The organism is Apibacter sp. B3546 (genome assembly GCF_009827885.1).
Taxonomy (GTDB): domain Bacteria; phylum Bacteroidota; class Bacteroidia; order Flavobacteriales; family Weeksellaceae; genus Apibacter.
Genome location: NZ_WINW01000036.1, coordinates 139583 through 156226, shown reverse-complemented (window position 1 = coordinate 156226; position 16644 = coordinate 139583). Strand labels below are relative to the sequence as shown.

Below are 16644 nucleotides of genomic sequence, written 5' to 3'. Positions count from 1 at the left end.
AATCCTTTTTTTGTAATTATTTGAAAACTATTTTACTCTTTAACGATTTTGAATACTTTGTTTTTATATTTTAAAATATAAACACCGGAATAATAACCGTTAAAATCGACTTCTTTAATTTTTTCTCCCGGAGCAATGGTGGTTTTCATAATTAATCTACCCATTAGATCATAGATGCTTATTACTTCTTTTTTAACCAGTGGTTTTGAGAAAGCTATTTTTAAAATAGTTGAAACTGGATTCGGTGCTATTTTGATTTCTTTATTTTCTACCGTAATATCATCTACTCCCAGTGAATTTTTATTTATAACTAGTTTTACATTTTTAGATGAAGCTAAATAATTTGAACTTTCATTAGCTATAATGATAATATCATAAGAACCTTCTTCAATATATCCTTGTTGAGGAGAATAAATTAAATTAGTTTCTGTATGATTTAAATTGGCTTGAACATTTTTCACCGAACCGTCATAAATGAAAGTTTGTGTGTCATCAGCAGAAATAACAGACTTAGCCTTTTCAATAATTAAAGATATTTGTTTAGATACTTCCAAATAATTTTGAGTTTCAGGAGCACTTACGGTTACTTTATGTATACCTGCATTAATAAAGCTCTGTGGCGTATAAATTAAATTAGTTTCCGTATGATTCAAAGTAGCTGTTACATTTTTTACAGAACCGTCATATGTAAATTTTTGAGTTTCATCAGCAGAAATGTTTGCCACTGCCTTTTTAATTATTAGAGTTATTTGTTTGGAGGCCTCTTTGTAATTTTTGGACCCCGGAGCAAAAACGGTAATAACATATTCTCCTGCATTTCTAATTTCTTGTGGACTATAAATTAAATTTGATTCTGTATGGTTCAGGGTAGCTGTCACATTTTTTACAGAACCATCATAAGTTAATGTTTGCGTATCAGAACCGGAAATAATGGACGGAGCCTTATCGATGGTGAGAGTAGCCGTATATTCCGCAGAACCGTAATTAGGGTGATTTAATTTAGCTTTAACTAAGTAAGAACCGGCATTTGTATGACCATTGTTTTCATAAGAAACTTGAGTTGATTCCGGTATACCTGTAACCGATAAACTATGTGGTTTGCCATCATATATAAACGATTTACTTTTCAATAAGACAGAAGCCGGGAATGAATTAGTTGCGACAATTTTTAATTTAATATCTTTTGAAACTTTATTGTAATTAGTTGTTTCAGGAGCACTGGCCGTAATTAAATAAATTCCTATATCTGTATATCCTTGTTGAGGTGCATAGGAAATTACCGCTTCGTCATGATTAAGTCTTGCAGTGATTTTTTTCACGGATCCATCATAATCATATGTTTGGAATTCAGGAGCCATAATTTCAGCATCAGCCTTATTAATTTTTAATGTTACAGTTTTGGATGCTGCCTTATAATTTTGGGTGGCTGGAGCTTCAATGGTAATTTTATAAGTTCCTGCATTGATATAGCCGCCTTCATTAGGGACAAAATTGATTGCTGTTTCGTTGTGATTTAGGTAAGCATTAACTTTTTTAACTGTTCCATCATAGGTGGCAATTTGTATCTCTTCGGCAGAAATTATTGTAGTAGCTTTTTCAATTTTTAAAGTAATTATTTTAGAAACTTCCTTATAATTATCAGATTCAGGAGCACTGACTTTTATAGTATATTCCCCGGCATTAATATATCCTTGTGAATAAATTAAATCAGTTTCCGTATGATTAAGGGTAGCTGTCACATTTTTAACTAAACCATCATAGATAAATGATTGTACATCATCAGCGGAGATATTTGCCTTAGCCTTATCAATGGTTAAGGTAGCGGTATACTCTGCTTTACCATAATTAGGATGAGTTAATATCGCTGTAACCAAGTATGAGCCCGCCTTTACATGTTCATTATTTTTATAAGTAACTTGGGTAGATTCCGGTAATCCGAAAATTACTAAGCTATGAGGTTCTCCGTTGTATGTGAAAGATTTATTTTCCAACTTCACAGTAGAAGGGAATTTGTTAGGATAATTAATTTTCAATGTAATTTCCTTAGAAACTTTTTTATAATTAGGTGTTTCTGGAGCAGTAGCTGTAATAGCATAGGATCCTACCTCAGTATATCCTTGTTTAGGACTATACGTTACGTGGGCTTCTTTATGATTTAAAATAGCCTTTACATTTTTAACAGAACCATCATATGAAAATATTTGCGTATCATCTGCAATAATGGAAGCCTCTGCTTTTTCAATTCTTAAAATTACGGTTTTAGAAACAGATTTATAATTATCAGTTGCTTTAGCAGAAATGGTAATTGTATATTCTCCGGCATTTGTAAATCCATTTACCGGTGAAAAGGTTAATTCGGTTTCATTATGATTAAGTGTAGCTGATATCTTTTTTAAATTTCCATCATAAGTAAATGTTTGTACCTCATCGGCCGTAATTTCAGCATTAGCTTTTTCAATGTTTAAAACAATATGTTTTGAAGAATGTTTATAATTATTAGACTCTGCAGCTTTAGCGGTAATTGTATATTTACCCGCCTGACTGTATCCTTGTTGTGGAAAATAAGATAAGGATGTCTCATTATGATTTAGAGAAGCCGTTACAACTTTTTCTTTACCATCATAAGTGAAATTTTGTAAATCTTCAGCGGATATAATTGAAGGAGCTTTATTAATAATTAATTGAGCGAATAATTGAACGTCTTTGTAATTTTTATGTATTAAAGTGGCGGTAACTGTATATGTTCCACTTTTAATTTTATCATTATTTTCATAATTAATTTGTGTGCCTTCCGGATAATCTTCAACAAATAAACTATGTGGATTTCCATCATAAGTAAATGTTTTACTTTCTAATTTAATCGTTGATGGATAAGAAACAGCTTTATTAATATTTAAAGTAATGGATTTAGTAACAGCTTCATAATTAGAAGTAGAAGGAGCACTAACGATAATTTTATAGGAGCCGGCATCTGTATATCCTCTTTGTGGAGAATAGGTAAGTGTGGCTTCGTCATGGTTTAATTGAGCAACTACATTTTTTACTGTCCCATCAAAAGTATATGTTTGAATTTCGTTACCGGTGATTAAAGCCTCCGCTTTTTTAATAATAAGTTTAACTTTCTTTGAACCGGATTCATAATTTGTTGAAGCGGGTGCATTTATAACAATATCATAAGAACCTGATTCAGTAAAGCCTTTTTGAGGGCTAAAGGTTAAATCTGCCTCATTATGGTTTAAAGTTGCAGAAATGTTTCTTTGTTTACCATTATAGAAAAATGTTTGTATATCATCAGCAGAAATTATGGATTGTGCTTTTTCAATAATCAATTTTACATCTAATGATGCTGCTTCATAATTATTGGTTTGTCTTGTTTTTAATGTTATTGAATATTCTCCGGCATTAATATATCCTTTTTGGGGATGAAAATCAATGGTGGTTTCCTTATGATTAATAGAGCCGGTAACAGTTTTTTCCTTGCCATCATATGTATATATTTGTATACTTTGGGCTGTAATTACAGTTTTTGCCCTTTTAATTTTTAATATTACTTTCTTACTGGCCTTTTGGTAATTATCTGATTCCGGAGCTTCAATTTTTATTTCATAGTCTCCTGCATTAATATATGTATTGTTAGGTAAATATTGAAGTTGGCTTTCCGAATGATTAAGAATGGCACTTATATTTTTCTCATTACCATCATAAATAAAACTTTGTTCGTCTTCAGCAGTAATAATTGCTTCAGCTTTGTTTATTATAAGGTTGTTGTTTAGAATCAGTGTATTATAATTAATGTTTGTTATAGTGGCTGTCACCTTGTATGTACCGGAATTGATCGGTTCTTCTGTATTTTTAGGATATGAAGTATGTTTAACTCCTTCGTATTCATATTTTATTTCGGTATTGTTGGGGAGTTTATCTGAAACAGTGATAACATTATTATGTTTATCACCATTGTAAGTAGTAACTTTCTCATTAAGTTTAATACCGTTAAAATTTGCCTTATTAATTATTAATTTACCTTGTATCAACAGGGTATTATAATTAGGGTTACTTACTGTTGCCGTTACAAGGTAAGTACCACTATTTACAGGTTTATTTTTTTGTTTAGGATAGGATGTTGCATTAATGCCTTCGTATTCATACACTATATCGGTTTCTGCCGGTACAGTTCCGGTAATCTCAACAGATTTTTCTAAACCATCATAAGTAACACTTATTTCAGGTAATGAAATATTAGTAAAGTTTGCTTTTTCTATAACTAATATAATATCTTTTTTTGCGGCAAGGTAATTTTTTGTTTCAGCAGATTTTGCTGTTATGGTATACCCACCGGCATTTACATATTCTTGTTGGGGTTCATAAGTAATTGAAGAATCAGTATGATTATGGGAAGCGAATACTTTCTTTTCTTTTCCATCGTAAATGTAGGTATATAAATCATCCGAAACAATTTCAGTTATAGCTTTATTGATAGTCAAATTTGCTGTAAGAGTTGTTTCGCAATCAGTTGATTCAGAATTATTTTTTAATTGAACGATTACTAAATAAGTTCCGGCATCAATAGGAGCGTCAGAACTTTCATTATAAGAAGTATTCCCGATACCTTTATATTTGATTTCTGCACTTATATGATCAGGAAGATCATTTAAAACAATTTCTTTAGGTGTTCCATCATAAGTTACTTCTGTGTCATTAATTGTAATATCATTAAAGCTGTTACATGAGGTTTCATTTTGATATTCATAAGCACCTATATCTACGGTTTTGTTAACAATTCGAGGGTTGTTGTCTAAGTCTTTATTCGTTGCAGTTATATACTCATTATTGCCCTTATTTATAACCGGACTGTTTAGATTTAATTTATATCCGTCTTCGAATAAAGGATCTGTTTGACCGCTTAAATTAAAATTATCGGTGGAAAAATTATATTGAACTAAACTATAATTAAAAATAGGTTTTTGACCTTCATCATTAAAGGTTGTATTGGGTTTGTTGCCCCAAATAATACTATTGTAAATTATTGGGTCAGCAGAATTACAATATAAACCACTTCCTCTATTAGCCAAAACTTCATTGTCTGAAACAGTAACATTTGTAAATTTAGATCCATCTGTTCCTTCCATATAAATACCTCCACCTACGTGGGATTTATTTCTAACAATTAAAGAGTTAGTTAATAATAAACCGGAGTTTTTATTAAAAATACCTCCACCTCTACCAATTACATTTTTATTTTTGGAATAAATAGTAATTGAATTATCAGCAATTAGTACATTAGTTAGTTTGGGTTGTATTGATTCATGATTATATATTCCGCCACCAACAGTGCTATTAGTTGCTTCAATTTTATTATTATTAATGGTAACATTAACTAGGTTAGGTGATGATTTATAATTATAAACGCCGCCACCACCAATTACCTCATTACCTTTTAATATATTATCTTTTATTGTAACATTGCTTAATAAAGGGCTAGATACATCAATTATTAAACCGGCTCCGGCATCCGCTGCTTTGTTTTCTTCAATAATCAAATTTTTTAGTTTGGGCGATGAATTGGAAAGATAAACTCCTCCTCCATATCCTGTAAAAATCCAACTATTATTAAGCATAATGTGACAAAGGGTATTAAATGGCCATTTATTACATGCTTTAGTAGCTAGACTTGCATTACCTCCTTTTATAGTGAAACCGTCAAGAACTGTTTTTCCGGCATCTCCTGATGAAATAACAACATGGTAAACATTATCCCCTTGGAGCGTAGTACTATTATTTTTCCAATCTCTTTGACTAACGGATGTTTCTGTTCCAGTAAATCCACCATAAATTTCTACATTTTTTGGTAATACAAATGAACGATCATTAGCATTTCCTCCATCACCTGCAGTATATAATGGAGAATAAGAACCTTTAGCAACCCATATTTGGTTAACCTGTATCTCATTACCCATATTCTGCTCTTCGGCAATTTTTAAAGCATCAGCTAATTCTCCCAAAGCATTTTCCCAAGAACTTCCATCTCCATTACTACCTTTTTTAACATATAAAATGTCTTGTTTGGATCTGAAACCGGGCATAAAAACTGAATTTCTATTAGCATCCAGAGTGTAACTGAAAGCTACACTAAAATTATACAACGGATAAGGTTTGCCATGTAAAAAACTCCCGTCCTTATCTTTAGGTTCATTGTCCGGTCTTAAGGTTGTTTCTGATTTTTCTCTTGGATAGATATATTCGCCATCCTTTTTAGCATCCAAATCTACATAAGTAAAAAAAGCAGGATAGTTATCACTATCCCTTAGATTTCCGGCTTTAATCAATAATTTATTATTAAGATATATATTTTGCTGTCCGTATATGACCTCTACATTTCCGGTAATAGCATTTGTACAAGAAATAATTATCGTATTATTATTCGAATCGATTTTTACCTCAGATATATTTTGTTCCACCCCGTTATTCTTTATTTTAAATCCATAATTGGGAAGTGCTTGCACAAGATTGGTATCAAATACCAGAGGTGGTTGAGGTACATGAAATATAATCCCCACTGAATTCGAAGATATACGATAGATCTGTTTAGGTTGTAGAGGTTTAAAATCTTCGCCTAGTACTTGGGTTTTATAATATACTTTTGCCAACATTTCACCATACCATCTGTATCCGTTGGCATCCATATGAATTCCTCTGTGTGGCAAATGATAAATTGGGCCGGCATTTATAATGTCATCATATGTATTTGATAATTCTAATTGAGCGAGTCCAATATTGAGATTATCATCATTTCGTAACGATCCTACTTGATAGGTAATAAATACCGGTTTTTTAGTTTGCCCATAAGCATTCATGATATCTTTCTGCATATCATTTTTTAATTCAACCAGAAGTTTTTTATAACCGTATTTGTCAAGAGTAGCACCACTAGTATTATCATCATGAAGAGTAAAATAATTGTATTCTCCTTGAAGCCAAAAAATAGCCGGAGTGACCATTTTATAACCATTAGATCGGGCAATATTTGCAGCAGATTCAACTGATTTTAAAAAATAATTGTTATAATAATTAGTTTTAAAATACCCTTTTTTAGATAAAGCTTCAATGCTTTTTCCATTTTCTCCATCGGATGAAGCCAGATATTTAATACCTGCTTTGGGTTGCTTTAATTGTAAATGGTTTACCAGGCCTACCAAAGGAGTTTCCGCCAACGTGATGGATGCTCTGTTTTTAGGATAATTTTGGTACATTATGGCAGTGGAAGCTTTCAACGGATTAAAGTCCGTGAAATGGGTATTTCCCTGCTCGATCCAGACTTGATCTCCTATCATATAGTTTCCCTCAATATTTTCGGTAGATAGAGCGGGATACGATTGAGCTCCGGTGGACAAACTTTGTCCATACATAATTAGATGTTGGTAGGTTCTTTCTTTAAGTGTTTGAGAAGATTCTGTAAGTATTGAATTTTTTTCTTGCGAATAAAGGGACCCAATGCCTATAGTTTGCAGTAAAATAAGAACAAAATATAGATGTTTCATAAATCAACTATTGATCAAAAAAATTAAATAATTAATTAAATTATCAAAGTGAATGAAGTAATCTGATTAATAAAGAATATTTAAATAGAAATATATGAACAAATATAATAAATTGATAGTAAGAACTATTTAAATAACATAAACTAAAACTAATTACACACACACAATTTTGCAAAAATACAAATATTTCTATATTATTATTAAGGTGTTTATCTGAATATTTGTATAAAATTACTTATTATATAATAAAATTATTTATATTTAGATGAATTATTGTTAATAGATATAAATTAAATGTGTAAGAATTATATAATAGATTTTATTTTATAAAAACAATTTTATAAAAAAATAATTTTTAATCTTATTGTAGAAATAATTTTAAAATTAAAAAACTATTTTTAAATTATTGAGCTAAATTAGTATAGAGTAAATGTAATTAGATAAGTTATTACAATTAACTTTACTTTAAAAGTATAAAGATCTAGTTTGGAATAGTTATTTGAAAAAACTATTTCCAATCTTTTAAATACAAAGGATCGAAATAGGCAACATTTTCAAATATAGTTTGTTGGAATTTTTTATATGAGAGATCAACCATATTTTTTGCTTGAGGATAAGCATTAATAAAGGTAGCGTTTTCCAAAGGAAATGAAGTTTCTTTCAAGAAATTTTCAGTTTTTTCAACGGCATCTCCAACAAAGAGTACTTTCTTTGAACTTATTTGTTCAAAAGATTTTTCATTTAAAACATGAGCATGAGTCTCAATTAAATATTCACCTTTTTTATTTAAGACAGACGTGTAAATTTCCATCCTTCTCGCATCAATAACAGGTATAATATAATCGTACTCGGAATTTAAATAGGGAACGGCTAAAATATATAAAGAGTTTATGGAGATTAGTGGGATATCATTTCCAAAACAAAACCCTTTGGCTGATGCTAATCCTATACGTAAACCCGTATAAGATCCGGGTCCTTTTCCTACAGAGATGGCGTGGATATCTGAAAGTGCTAATTCTGCACCTTCAAGAGCCCATTGAATAAATAAATGAAGATTTTCGCTATGTTTATAATCTTGGGATATTTCTTCACAATATGAATTTATTTTACCGTCAGTTCCAATCGCTACCGAACAGTATTTTGAAGAGGTTTCTATATGAAGAATGTTGATTGCCATTACTGTTTTTTCTTTTTCTTACGGTAATTTACAACTAATTGAATGATAATGGCAACTATTCCAATGCAAAAATAAACGATCGCAAAAAAATTATTTTGTGAGGGATCACCTTGCGAGCGGTTATACCAGAAAAACGAACGGATAATAAAATAAATACCAATTATAAATGCTATAAAATTTGCAATCTTTTTTTTCATCGTAATAGTAGTGTTACTTATTTATTTAAGCGTATGCGCGTTTTACATACAAGACTAAAGTAATTATACCAAAAATAATATTTGGGAGCCATACTGCAAACCAAGAAGGTAAAATTCCTTTGGAAGAGAATACTTGTAAGGCTTGGAAAGAAAATATATATAAAAAAGCACAGGATATACCAATCGCCAAATTTATTCCTAATCCGCCTCTTTTTTTGGTTGAAGAAAGAGATAAGGCAAGGAAGGTAAGAATAACTACAGCTACAGATGAGCTGGTTCTTTGATGAAGCTCATTAAGATAGATATTTACATTATTAGCACCTCTCATCTTTTCTTTTTTTATAAACTCTCTTAATTCAGGAGTATTCATAGTTTCTGCTACAAAGGCTTCAGGCAGTAATTCATCAGGAGTAAAATTAAAATGTTTTTTTAACGTACTTCCGTTTTTTAAAGATACTATATTTCCATTAGAAGACATTTCCTTTTCGTAATAGTTGCCTAAGACATAGGTATTGTCTTCTTCAGACCAATAAATTTCAGCAGAACGTAATTCATGCAGCAATATTCTTTTTTCATTAAATTTCTGATATAAAAATCCCGTTCCTCTCTTCATTTGACGATTATAGCTGTTAACGAAAATATATTCTGTAGGAGAAATTTGTGCAGATATATTTTGATTGGCCATATAGGCATCTTTTTTGTTTCCGGTAAGAATTTTTACATTAAACTCATTCTTTTTAATGTTTGCCCAAGGAAGAAGAAAATGATTGGTCATGAAAGAACCTAACGCAATCATGATTCCCACGATAAAATAGGGTCGTGAAAATCTGAAAAAACTGGTCCCTGAGCTGGTTATGGCAACAATTTCCGTATTATTTGCCATTCGAGAGGTAAAATAAATTACTGAAATAAAAACCAGTATGGATGCAAAAACATTTACTGCCCAAATAACATAAAACGGATAATATAATTTTAGGGTATCCAATACGGAAAATCCGTTTTCGCTGAATTCCTGATAATGACTTTGAATATCAATAATCACAAAAACAGCAATTAAAAGAAGCAGCATGAAAAACAAGGTTCCCAGAAAGTTTCGAATAATATACCGGTCTAAAATAGTAATCATAATCTGTTTCTTAGCTGCGGAATGACCGATTTTTTCCAACTTGTAAAATCACCTTCTACAATATGTTTACGAGCGGTTTTAACCAAGTCTAAATAAAAAGCAAGATTATGTACAGAAGCAATTTGTTTTCCTAAAAATTCATTAGCAGAAAACAAATGCCTTAGATAGGCTTTGGAGTAATCATGGTCAACAAAAGCAGTACCTTTAGGGTCCAGTTCGGAAAAATCATCCGCCCATTTTTTGTTTTTAATATTAATAACGCCATCCCAGGTAAATAGCATACCGTTTCGGGCATTTCGAGTAGGCATTACACAGTCCATCATATCAATACCTAAAGAAATGGATTCCAAAATATTCCATGGAGTACCTACACCCATTAAATATCTCGGTTTTTCAAGAGGCAAAATATCGGTTACCAAATCGGTGATACGATACATTTCTTCTTCCGGTTCTCCAACGCTTAACCCACCAATAGCATTACCATCCGCATTGACAGAGGAAATAAATTCTGCTGAAAATTTGCGTAAATCATCGAAGGTACTTCCTTGTACAATAGGGAATAAATGTTGTTTATAATTATAAAATTCCGGATTTTCATCACACCATTTCACACAACGTTTAAGCCATTTATGCGTAATTTCCAATGAATTTTTAGCATAGGAATAATCGCAAGGATAGGGGGTACATTCATCAAACGCCATAAAGATATCCCCTCCGATATATCGTTGGATTTCCATAGATTTTTCAGGTGTAAAAAAATGATACGATCCGTCAATGTGCGATTTAAATTTTACTCCTTCTTCTTGGATTTTACGAGTTTGAGAAAGAGAAAATACTTGATAACCGCCACTATCTGTAAGGATAGGACGATCCCAATGGATAAATTTATGTAACCCGCCGGCCTTGTATAATATATCGGTACCCGGTCTTAGATATAGATGATAAGTATTTCCTAAAATGATCTGGGCTTTAATATCTTCTTTAAGTTCTCTCTGATGTACTGATTTTACAGATCCAACTGTTCCAACCGGCATAAAAATAGGGGTTTCTATTTTTCCGTGATCTGTTTGCAAAATACCTGCTCTTGCTTTAGAATTTTTATCCTTAACGTTGCTACTAAAAAACATAAATGCAAATATATAAACTGATTTAAGAAATATTCTAAAAAAGGATGTTTTTTAACATTTAAGATAACCTATAAATTTTAATTATTTTTGATTTTTAAATTTTGCGTTCGATATTTAACTAGAGTATTCATGGATAAAGATTGATAAATTTTATATATTTGTAAAATTGTAATCATTTTATCTTTAAAAGATTAAAGAAGTCATGATGATAATGCTTTTTTAATATGATGTTTTAGTGATAATTCACAACTTTAATTATTACAATGAAGTATACTTAGTGTTGTGAATTGCTTTAAATTTTATTAGATATACCGAGTTTTCATAATAACAATTAGTGAACAACTTGATGTGAGAATATTGTGAACGCTTTTAGGTAATTTAAATCATAATGGTATAAATCAATCGCAAGTACCCGTAAGGGTTGGAAAATATGTAATGTTGTGAATTGATTTCAAATTTTATTAGATATAGAAATATATTATTGACTTTTAAATGGGTATTTATTTTTTTGTTTTGTATATTCAAAATTAATTGAATAGTACCCTATAGGTCAATTTAACTTTCGATTAATCCATCCATCAGATTCAGTTTACATTTAGGTGAAATTAGTCAACCTTGTTTTTTTTATTGTTTAACTTATTTTAGTAGTTTCTAATCAATAACATTATTTTTTTCATTTTGGAACTCATTTAAAAACTTACCATACAAAGTCTGCACTATCTAAAGTATAATGACTGTCTTCCGCAGCATAATTTAAACTTTCTCCTTTTAAAGCTTCTTTTTAATCTGAGCATGATTCTTCTCGAGATGTTGCAAAAAAATGAGCTTTTTGAGCACAAGTATCTAATTTAAAATTATCTTTATTATTATTTAAAGCTTTTCTAATTATTCAAATATTATTGTAATTTTACTCCATAGTATATCTGTTTTTATTCTAATAAATTAGTAAAACTGCTTTTTAATGTCGGAGATATTTAGCTATCACGAGAATAATTGTAGGACCGCTTAACTATTTTATACAATTTTTCACCAATTCAATTAAAGACGTACACGATCCGTTTCCTTAAATAGCCGTCTTACTTTTAGGATGTAAATAAATCTTTAAGTATGAGATAAAACGAAATAAAGGGAATGAGTCTTCATAATTCTTTTCATTCTCCTATATGAACAATTTTCCCCATATGATTCAAACGAACTTTAACGATATTTCTAACCCCACTAGGTCTTTCCCTCCTCCAGATTATTCTTTTTAAATTTGCATCATTAAATTCAATGCCGGTTTCCAAATGATGTCTAAAATAATAGTCTTTAGAAGCTAATTTTTGGACTCTGAATAGATGTTGGGAAATTAGATTTAAGTTTTTTTCATCGTTGATATCTAGATCATTCGGATTGAAATCTTCTGAAGGAAATAAAAACATCTCGTTTTGTTTCATGGTAAAAAGAAATTTCCAACCCAGGTTTTCATTATAGAACTTATCAATTACGGGAAGTCCTTGATTTACTTTTTCGACCGCTTCAAAAAAACTGACTATTTTTTCCTGTAGGTTTCCTTCTGCATCTTCATAAATAGCTACATGATGGTTATTTCCCGTACTCACAAAGTCCACCGGAATAGGTTTGCCGTTTAAATCTAAAAGTTCATTTCCGAAATGGTCTTTTTTAGTATGTAGCGATTCCACGTTACTAACTCCGATTATAGTTGCTGTTTTAATGCAGATTCCTTTTTCTTGGTTTAGCCAGATTGGTTTTTTTTCCAAATCTGAAAAGGCTTCTTTAGCATTTCCATGAGCTTCTTTTAATCGATTTCTTAGTATGTTTTGGGTAGTGGGATCCAATACTTTTTCAATAGTTTTTTCATTTTTAAAATTTTCGGGGGTAATAGCTTTTCTTATAGTATAAACTTTTTCAAACCATTGGATGGTAACTTTTTCAGGAATGGTATCGGTTGAAAAAGCATTCAAAAAAATTGGTTTTTTAGTTACTGAATTTTTACCGGAAAAAGCTTTTTTAGGATCATTGAAATGATCATTCAATCGTTTTAATAAAGCATTTTTGTATATAGGATTTTGAACCATTGATACCGTCTCATAGTTACATTTTGAAGAAATCATTATTTCTTTAGTCCGGGAAATTTTTGACATCCCATAAATGGTTTCTTTATGTAAAGGGCCTCTTGGCGTAAGTTCAAGCTTGGGCGAATATCCGCCTTTTTTCTTAGGTTTATTTAAGTTTACAGTGGCTACCGTATTTTTAGTTTTGTATGAAACCAATATTTCTTTTAATTGCTTTTCGACTTCTTGTCGAAAATTTTGAGTTGGAAAAGTAAATCGAGAGGGGCTGCTTCCATTTTCATTGATTTTATCATATTTGATCTTCTTTTCAATAGCAAGAATAACTGCATGTCGTTTATGTTTTTCATCGTCCCGAGCATTCATATGATTTAAATATTGAATATGATTTCGGGATGTAAAAGCAACAAGTAAGGCATCGAGAGCTTGATGACGATGGTCATTTCCTTTGTCCCAATCGATGATCATTTCTTTTTTTTCACCTCTTGAATTTCCAACCAACTTTGTAAGTCCGGCGTTACGGAATTTTTCAATATTCAATTCTTTCATAAGATCAGTTAAGTTCCAATCTTTACGTAATTTAGAAGTAATATCACTGCAAGTAGTAACCACATCGGGAGCAATTTCAAAAAGGAGTTCCTTAATTTTTCCGGCAATATATGGTGTATCTTGCAACTCTCTGTTGATAAAACTTTCTCCTATTTCGGAGCCTTTTTTACGTAAGTTTTTATATTTGGTTTCGGAAATAGCTCCTTTTTTATATAATTCTGAAATTACATATTGAAAGTGTTCTTCTTTCTCTTTTCCTTGATTTGATAGGTAATCGAAAGCAGTTAAATTACTTTTTTCAAGGTTTGCTTGCCTGGGAACCAGTACTTTATTGGAAAAGCTGTTATCAAATACTTTGGATTGCGGGATGATATGGTCTACGTCATAGTTGTTTGTAAAAAGATAATCTTTATTTATAGGAGTATGAGTATATAAATCGTTAAAACCATTCGCTTCCAATTCTAAATATAATCGATAGCGAATTATATCGTTCTTAGAGGGGCTCGAAATATTAAATTCTTTTTTTAGTATTTCTGCATATTTTTGATATCGAATTTTAGCAGCATCCCTATTTTTTGAAATTTTCTCTCGCTCTTTAGCGTTTTTTTTGAGCTCTTTTGCTGATTCAAGGCGTATTTCATCAAAAGCACCATATTCATCCATTAATGAATTTACCAAATTAATTAATTGGTTTATGACTTTTTCCACTACAGGACTTCTCAAAGAATTTTTAGGTAAAATTTCGAGTCGATCTTTTAATTTGCGGTTATTACTGTCCTCACGAAATAGGTAATGTTTAGAATAATGTTGATATCCCGCCAATATGCAAGCCTCACTAAAAGTATTTTCTTTACAATAGGGGAAAATTTTTCGCATTGCCTTACTACTTAAATTACCATATTCTGAATCATATGAGATAGAAGCAAACAGTTGTGCATATTCCTTTTTAAATCCGAATTTAGTAGTTAACAGTTCCAACAATTTATCATTTCCCGAGGTAGAATTGTCCTCTTCATAAGAATATATTAGATGCCAAAGTTGATATGCGCTTTGATTCTCAAATTCAGGATTTGGAAGCAACGGGTCAAAATCTAATATAGAAGTAGAAATAGAACATGTTTCAAAAACAGATTTTACTATTTCTTTGATTTCGGCGGCAGGGATTTTACTTTCTCCCGGTTTTAATTCTTCTTGATCTTCCGGTATGTCTAAAAGTTCAAAAACATTATATCCTTCCATATCTAAAATTTTAAGATAAATTCGGTAAAGCTGTTCTTGAGTTCGATTTCCTTCCAGGTTCGTAAAATTGATTTTAGTTTCTTTAGAAGGCAATTTTAATAGGGATAAAACCTTTGGTCCGGATAGGTTTCCTTTAATATTCAGTTCTGTAAATAGTAATTCTTTTTCTTTTAACGTCAACGGACGATCGTTTCCTTCCTTTTTGATGAGAACATTACCAAGGCTTTGCCATATTTTAAACTGTTGGAAAAGAGGGGAGGACTTGGGGGCAACCTTCAAACCGATTTTTTTCTTTTTCTTTTTTCCGTTTTTACTTATTTCAATTTCTTGGTTTTCAAATTCACAAAGACTAATTAATCTTTTTTGGGAACGAAGTTTACGTTGGTAAAAGATAACGGAATCTCGAATCTTTTTTTTTAGCTCAGGAGTAAGTTGAGGGTAGAATTGCGCTTGAGTTTCCCATATTTGCTCAAACTCATCAAGATAGTCTTGTCTCAAAAATACTTGATTTTTTAATTTGGTATGAATATTTTTTTCTACTTGAGAAAAAAGATTTTCGCCTATTGTCTGTTGGTTGAAATATAGCTCTTTACTTCGATCACTAATTGCGCCTAAATATCCGCTGGTATTAGCAATATGGTTATTTATTTCAGCCAAAACATAGGCTATTTCTTCAAGGGTTATTTTTTCCGAGACTGCTTGGTTTCTCCATTTAAAGGCTTGTAACTTTTTTTCATCTCTTTTCCCTTTATTTATGGCGATTCTGATTCCATATTTTTTTAGAAATAAAGCGGCAGTTGCTCTTTGTCCTTTTCCTTCCAGCTCTTTTTTTAAATCTTCGGTCATAATATCGGGATAATATTTTTTTTGAAAATCCCATAATGCAGACCATTCCTTTTCTAAATCAGAACGGTAAAAGTCCGGAGTTTGTTTTTTTCCTTTTCTAATAAGTTGGTAAGTATATTGTCCGGGAGTTAACTTTTTTTCATATAAAAGCTTAGCGATCTCCATTCCGTCTATTGCCTTCCCATCCTCATTGTTTTTTACTTTTCGACTGCTTTTATACCCTCTCTTTTTGTTTATATGAAGTAAAACCCTGGCTAATTCTTCCAGCTCTATTCTTTCTTTTGTTGCTTTTGCTCGATTTTTTAAGGTTTCGAAAGAGGTAAATTTACCTTTTTCTGTCAAAGAAGAGTTGGATGTAATAATTTGGTTTTGAAGTAGCAATGCGATTAAGTTATTTCTTCTCAGCTTAAAACGTTGAAGATTTCTTCTAGCGCTTCTTGCTGAAGATCTTTCTGCATTGGGTGTTACAGACAATCCTTTATCAAAATTATTCTTTTCATCTTTGGTTATAGGAATCACCCGCACCCCTAATTTGGTAATAGTATTTAAATTTGGATTTTCTTCATTTTCATGGACAACAGCCCAGCCAATAGAAGATACTCCTACGTTCAGGCCAAGAATTTTCTTAAAAGACATAATGATCTATTTGGTTTTAGTAATTATTCAATAAAAGTATAAACAAATTAGAAATAAAAAAAATGTATATTTATGATGAATTAGTTTAATTTATTGTTTATATTTGAAGCGAATAAAATTTGAAAGCAATTCACAATAAG

At 31.0% G+C, this 16644-nt stretch carries 6 protein-coding genes; all 6 read right to left on the bottom strand.

The genetic code is table 11. The features are described from left to right. Positions 1 to 32: 32 nt before the first annotated feature. The 6 genes from GFU93_RS08460 to cas9 all read right to left on the bottom strand — a co-directional run bounded on the left by GFU93_RS08460 (position 33) and on the right by cas9 (position 16504). On the bottom strand, positions 33 to 7535 hold the full coding sequence (locus tag GFU93_RS08460; protein ID WP_160568711.1) for an MBG domain-containing protein: 7503 nt from the start codon (positions 7533 to 7535) through the stop codon (positions 33 to 35). 508 nt (positions 7536 to 8043) lie between these two features. Continuing rightward, positions 8044 to 8712: a tRNA (adenosine(37)-N6)-threonylcarbamoyltransferase complex dimerization subunit type 1 TsaB gene (gene tsaB / locus GFU93_RS08455; RefSeq protein ID WP_185150455.1), complete on the bottom strand. Its 669-nt coding sequence runs from the start codon at positions 8710 to 8712 to the stop codon at positions 8044 to 8046. Then, on the bottom strand, positions 8712 to 8909 hold the full coding sequence (locus tag GFU93_RS08450) for a hypothetical protein (RefSeq protein ID WP_146105538.1): 198 nt from the start codon (positions 8907 to 8909) through the stop codon (positions 8712 to 8714). Before GFU93_RS08450 ends, tsaB begins: the two co-directional genes overlap by 1 nt. 25 nt (positions 8910 to 8934) lie before the next feature. Next, positions 8935 to 10074: an LptF/LptG family permease gene (locus GFU93_RS08445; protein WP_255448671.1), complete on the bottom strand. Its 1140-nt coding sequence runs from the start codon at positions 10072 to 10074 to the stop codon at positions 8935 to 8937. Next, complete coding sequence (tgt, locus tag GFU93_RS08440; protein WP_160568709.1) at positions 10032 to 11162, bottom strand: tRNA guanosine(34) transglycosylase Tgt; 1131 nt, start codon at positions 11160 to 11162, stop codon at positions 10032 to 10034. Before tgt ends, GFU93_RS08445 begins: the two co-directional genes overlap by 43 nt. A 1151-nt stretch (positions 11163 to 12313) precedes the next feature. Next, entirely contained in the window at positions 12314 to 16504 is a 4191-nt protein-coding gene (gene cas9 / locus GFU93_RS08435; RefSeq protein ID WP_160568707.1) for a type II CRISPR RNA-guided endonuclease Cas9, read from the bottom strand. Between the last annotated feature and the right edge of the window lie 140 nt (positions 16505 to 16644).